The sequence below is a fragment of the Sphaerochaeta sp. S2 genome (genome assembly GCF_016406725.1).
GTDB lineage: Bacteria > Spirochaetota > Spirochaetia > Sphaerochaetales > Sphaerochaetaceae > Sphaerochaeta.
Genome location: NZ_JAEKNT010000056.1, coordinates 1 through 1,144, shown reverse-complemented (window position 1 = coordinate 1,144; position 1,144 = coordinate 1). Strand labels below are relative to the sequence as shown.

Genomic DNA, 1,144 nt, shown 5'->3' with positions numbered 1-1,144 from the left:
CCATGACATACAGGGCAAACCTTGGTTGTCTGGAAACTGTTCATCCACATCTTGATCTGCATACTGTTCGTTTCATAGTACCTGCGTTGTAGATCAGGGATGATGCCAGGAAACGGTTTCTCAACCCGATAGGTTTGATTGCTCTTCTCTCGTTCATACTCAACAAATACTCGTTCCTTGGTACCATAGAGCAATGCATTGATGGTATCCTCAGGCAGTTTGCTGAAGGGAGTATCAAGGGTGAAATGTAAGTGCTTGGCTAGTGCTTCAACCAGAGACCTGGACCATTTTGCACCGGGATTCATCGTTGCAATGGCTCCTTTATTGAAGCTTTTGGAATAGTCAGGGATAATAAGATCTGGATCAAACTCCGTCTTGATCCCCAGTCCATTACACTCAGGACAAGCTCCATAGGGATTATTGAAACTGAACAATCGTGGTTCGAGGTCAGGCAGGGTAATGCCGCAGTGGGGACAGCTGTTACGCTCACTGAAAACCTCTTCGTAGCTTTCTTCCCCGTTCTCTCCAAGAAAGGTCACTTTCACCAGACCCTGCGTCATCTCGTTAGAAGTCTCGATACTGGAGGCGAGTCTGGATCTTATATCCCTACTGAGGATCAAACGATCAACGACAATATCGATTGAGTGCTTGAATTGTTTTTCCAAGACAATCTGCTCATCAAGATTGAGCATTTTCCCATCAACCTTCACCCGCTGGAATCCTGCTGTACGGGCATCCTCAAAAACTTTCTTGAACTCCCCTTTTCTTCCAATTGCAACAGGGGCGCTTACAATGATTCTTGTACCATCCTCTGCCTTGAAAATGGCATCAATGATCTGGTCTACGCTCATCTCACTGATCTCTCGACCGCAGACATGACAGTGTGGTTTCCCTACCCTTGCCCACAACAGTCTGAAATAGTCATATATTTCAGTGACGGTTCCAACGGTTGATCGAGGATTACGGTGAGTTGATTTCTGCTCGATTGCAATTGCAGGACTGAGCCCTTCCATGTAATCCACATCAGGCTTGTCCAACTTATCAAGAAACATCCTGGCGTACGAACTCAGACTTTCCACATAACGTCTCTGACCCTCGGCAAAAATGGTGTCAAAAGCCAAGGAACTTTTTCCACTTCCTGAGA

Annotated in this window: 1 pseudogene; it reads right to left on the bottom strand. The window is 46.1% G+C overall.

What is annotated here, in order from left to right:
* Positions 1–1,144: pseudogene (locus JF818_RS01265) on the bottom strand (excinuclease ABC subunit UvrA); the annotation flags it as partial.